The organism is Streptomyces sp. P5F9 (genome assembly GCF_057961495.1).
This window is the reverse complement of sequence record NZ_JBXVPZ010000672.1, coordinates 1-3,874: the sequence shown is the minus strand read 5'-3', so window position 1 is coordinate 3,874 and position 3,874 is coordinate 1. Positions and strand designations below refer to the sequence as shown.

Here is a 3,874-nt window from a genome sequence, read left to right as displayed (position 1 = left end):
CTCCCCCGTCGCCCACGTCACCCCGCACGGCGACCTCCGCCTCCGCCTCACCGACCCGGCCGAGTTCGCGGCCCTCAACTCGCTTCTCCGGCAAGGGATTCCGGTACGGCGGGCAGCGGACGGCAGCGCGATCGTGCCGGACACTCCCTCGGCGCGGGCCGGGGCGGCCATGGCGGCTCAGACGTACGACGTGGCATTCGAGGCCACAACTCTCCCCGGTGTCACGGCACTCCACCCCGTCCGCGTCGCCGCCGCCGTCACCCCGGGTGAGCTGTTCGCGCTGCGGGAGATGGGCTTCGGCGTCACGCCCGTGTCGACGGACGTCCTGAACGCCGGGTTCGACTGGTCGAGGGCCGATGTGCTGTTCGTGTCCACGGAGCTGGAGTACGGCGCCCTGACCCCGGCCGCCCGCACCGCCCTGGGCACCTTCCTCGCGTCCGGGCATGGGCTCGTCGGCCGGGGCGTCACCGGCGCCGCGTTCGCCTCCGCGACCGGACTGCTGACGGCAACGCCCGTCGAGGGCACCGAGGAGGCCAACGGCTTTGTACGGGTGGTGAATTCGGGCCCGGTCACCACGGACGCCCCGCACTACGGCTTCGTCTACGCGCCGGTGTGGTTCAGCGGACTCGGCCCCACAGTCCGCGTCGAGCAGTCGTACGCGACCGGAAACCCTCTCCTCGCCGGGCACTGGCGGACGCGGGCCGACGGCTCGGGCGGTCCCGTTGACGCGGCGGGGCGGCCCTCGGTCGTCAGTGGCCGACACGCCGTGCTGTTCGGTACTGAGCCCCTCTTCCGGGATCATCCCAAGGGGGAACTCCCGCAGGTCGGGCGGGCGTTGTTCACCATGGCACACACGAGCGACGGCACACGAGCGATGGCACACGCGAGCAGCGGATCAGTCGAGGAGAGCAGATGACCCAGGAGATCCACGGCACCGTAGCCGACGGCTTCGAGACGGTGCGGGAGGAGTTCGCCGCGGTGGTGGCGGGCGAACGTGCCGATTATGAGGGCCAGTTGTGTGCATACGTACACGGTCGGCGGGTCGTCGACCTGTGGGCGGGGCCGCCTGGTACCGACGGCGACTCGCTCTATGGCGTGTTCTCGTCCACGAAGGGCGCCGCGCACCTCGTGGTGGCGCTGCTCGTGCAGGACGGCACGCTGGAGCTGGACCGCAAAGTGACGTACTACTGGCCGGAGTTCGCGTCCGAGGGGAAGGGCGCGCTGACTCTGCGCGAGCTGCTCGCGCACCGGGCGGGTCTGGTCGGCACGGACACGGGGTTCACGCTCGACGAGCTGGCCGACGACCGGGCGGTCGCCGAACGCCTCGCCGACCAGCGGCCGTTCTGGCGCCCGGGCACGGCCTTCGGCTATCACGCCCTGGTGATCGGCGCGTTGACCGGCGAGATCGTACGGCGGGCCACGGGCCGTTCGCTCAAGGACGTGCACGAGGAGAGGGTGCGGGCGCCGTACGGGCTGGACTTCTTCCTCGGGCTGCCGGCGGTGCACGAGCCCCGATTCCGCACCACCCAGCCCCAGTTGCTCACCCCGGAGCAGGAGGCCGCGCGTGCGGCGGAGCCGGACGGCCCGCACAGTCTCGCCGCGATCGCGTTCAACGAACACGCGGCGCAGCCGACCGTCCTGGAGTCACTGCCGAACGAGCGGGTGATCCGGGCGAAGGGTCCCGCGTCGGTCGGCGGGGTGGCGTCGGCGCGTGGACTCGCCGGGCTGTACGCGGCGGCGATCAGCGAAGTCGACGACAGGGCGGCGCTGTTGAAGCCGGACACGGCGGCGGAGTTCGGGCAGCTGCACTCCGTCGGGTACGACGTGGTGACCGGCACGCACCGGGCGTACGGCCTCGGTTTCCAGGCGACCGCGGACGCCTGGTACCCGTTCCTGGGCGCCGGCACGATCGGCCACAGCGGCGCGGCCGGCTGCCAGGCCTTCGCCGACCCGCGCAGCGGCCTGTCCTACGGCTACACCCGGCGCCGGTTCGGGTTCCCGGGCGGGGCGGCCCCGGAGAACGTGGGGCTGGTGCGGGCGGTGCACAGCGCGGCGCTGGCCCACTGACGGACGGAGGCCGCACCCCACGTCCAGGGGTGCGGCCTCGTCGTGGAGACGTCGTGCGTCAGAGCTTGACGATCATCTTCCCCGTGTTCTCCCCGCGCAGCTGGCCGAGGAACGCCTCCAGGTTGTTCTCGATGCCCTCGACGACCGTCTCGCGGTACTTGAGCTCGCCGGAGGCCACCCACGCGCCGACCTCCTGGACGAACTGCGGCTGCAGGTCGTAGTGGTCGCCGACGAGGAAGCCCTCGATGCGGCCGCGGGTCTGGATGAGGCGGCTGAGGTTCTTCGGGCCGGGGGCGGGTTCGGTGTTGTTGTAGACCGAGATCATGCCGCAGATCGCGATGCGGCCGCGCTCGTTCAGGGAGCCGATCGCCGCTTCGAGGTGCTCGCCGCCGACGTTGTCGAAGTACACGTCGACGCCGTCCGGAGCGGCGTCGCGGAGCTGCTTGGCGACCGGGCCGTTCTTGTAGTTGAAGGCCGCGTCGAAGCCGTACTCCTCGACGAGGAGCTTGACCTTCTCGTCCGAGCCGGCGGAGCCGATGACCCGGGAGGCGCCCTTGAGCTTGGCGATCTGGCCGACCTGGCTGCCCACGGCACCCGCGGCGCCGGAGACGAAGACCGAGTCGCCCTCCTTGAAGGACGCGGTGCGCAGCAGTCCGGCGTAGGCGGTGAGGCCGGTCATGCCGAGGACGCCGAGGTAGGTGGAGAGCGGAGCGAGGTCGGGGGCGACCTTGACGGCGCCCTTGGCGTCGATGGTCGCGTACTCGCGCCAGCCGCCGAAGTGCAGGACGTGGTCGCCGGCCGCGAAGCCCTCGGCGTTCGACTCGACGATCTCGCCGACCGCGCCGCCCTGCATGACCTTGCCGAGCTCGAAGGGGGCGGCGTACGACTTGCGATCGCTCATGCGCCCGCGCATGTACGGGTCGACCGACAGGTACTTGTTCCGCACCAGCACCTGGCCCTCGGCCGGGGCCCGGGTCTCGGTCTCCACCAGGGCGAAGTCCTCGGGCTTCGGCCAGCCGACCGGGCGGCTGAGCAGGTGCCATTCGCGGTTGATCATCACAAGCGCCTTTCGTAGTGCAGGGTGACTCGCATACTGCCAAATACTTCAGTACCTGAAACAACCATGCCTCTGAATGTTTCATGATGTCAAGTAAACGGGTACGCTTGGGTCCATGGCCACACCCGAAAAGACGCGCCGCTCCGACCCCGTGACCATGGAGGTCGTCGAGCTGATCGGCGATGTCGTGGCGCGGTTCTACCAGGACTACGAGGAGGCCGCGGGCGACCACAAGCTGACCGGGGCGCAGGCCCGGCTGCTCAGCCTGCTGTCCCTGGAGCCGCTGCCGATGCGCAAGCTGGCGCGGAAGCTGAAGTGCGAGCCGTCGAACGTCACGGGGATCGTGGACCGGCTGGAGACCCGCGGCCTGGTGGAGCGCCGCCCCGACCCCGCCGACCGCCGCGTGAAGCTGGCGGCGGCCACGGACGAGGGGCGCCGGGTGGCCCGTAGCCTGCGTGAGTCCCTACGGTTCGCCCGCGAGCCGCTGGCCGGACTGTCGGACGAGGAGCGGCTGGCGTTGCGGGGGTTGCTGCGGCGGATGCTGGAGGTCTGAGCCGGGCCGCCCACGGGCGTCTGAGCCTAGGTCATGTCCGCAAAGTCCCGCCGTCCGCCCGAAGGGCGGGCTCCGCGGCGTCCGGTGCGCGCTCTGGGGGTCCGAGTGGGGGCACCTCCTACGCCCTTAAGGCAGTGGGGGAGCGTGCCGGGCGTCGCGGAGCAGGCGGGACTTTGCGGACACGGCCTAGCCATTCG

3 protein-coding genes and 1 pseudogene are annotated in these 3,874 nt (G+C 71.1%); 3 read left to right on the top strand and 1 reads right to left on the bottom strand.

The window, feature by feature from the left end:
- Together AC31A1_RS48235 and AC31A1_RS48230 are read left to right on the top strand one after the other, a co-directional pair.
- Nucleotides 1-916 (top strand): annotated as a pseudogene (locus AC31A1_RS48235) (M14 family zinc carboxypeptidase); the annotation flags it as partial.
- Nucleotides 913-2,067 (top strand): serine hydrolase domain-containing protein, encoded by a 1,155-nt coding sequence (locus AC31A1_RS48230; protein WP_489659397.1) that lies wholly within the window; start codon nucleotides 913-915, stop codon nucleotides 2,065-2,067. The pseudogene AC31A1_RS48235 and the gene AC31A1_RS48230, both read left to right, overlap by 4 nt.
- Nucleotides 2,068-2,125: 58 nt before the next feature.
- Here AC31A1_RS48230 and AC31A1_RS48225 read toward each other — a convergent pair whose 3' ends face one another.
- Nucleotides 2,126-3,124, bottom strand: a complete 999-nt coding sequence (locus tag AC31A1_RS48225) for an NADP-dependent oxidoreductase (protein ID WP_489659396.1) — start codon at nucleotides 3,122-3,124, stop codon at nucleotides 2,126-2,128.
- A 115-nt stretch (nucleotides 3,125-3,239) separates the two neighbouring features.
- Here AC31A1_RS48225 and AC31A1_RS48220 point away from each other — a divergent pair, with 115 nt between their 5' ends.
- On the top strand, nucleotides 3,240-3,677 hold the full coding sequence (locus tag AC31A1_RS48220) for a MarR family winged helix-turn-helix transcriptional regulator (RefSeq protein WP_489659395.1): 438 nt from the start codon (nucleotides 3,240-3,242) through the stop codon (nucleotides 3,675-3,677).
- Nucleotides 3,678-3,874: the final 197 nt, after the last annotated feature.

Coding starts and splice junctions, on each gene's coding strand:
- AC31A1_RS48230 (WP_489659397.1), top strand. CDS start 913: ATGACCCAGGAGATCCACGGCACCGTAGCCGACGGCTTCGAGACGGTG.
- AC31A1_RS48225 (WP_489659396.1), bottom strand. CDS start 3,124: ATGATCAACCGCGAATGGCACCTGCTCAGCCGCCCGGTCGGCTGGCCG.
- AC31A1_RS48220 (WP_489659395.1), top strand. CDS start 3,240: ATGGCCACACCCGAAAAGACGCGCCGCTCCGACCCCGTGACCATGGAG.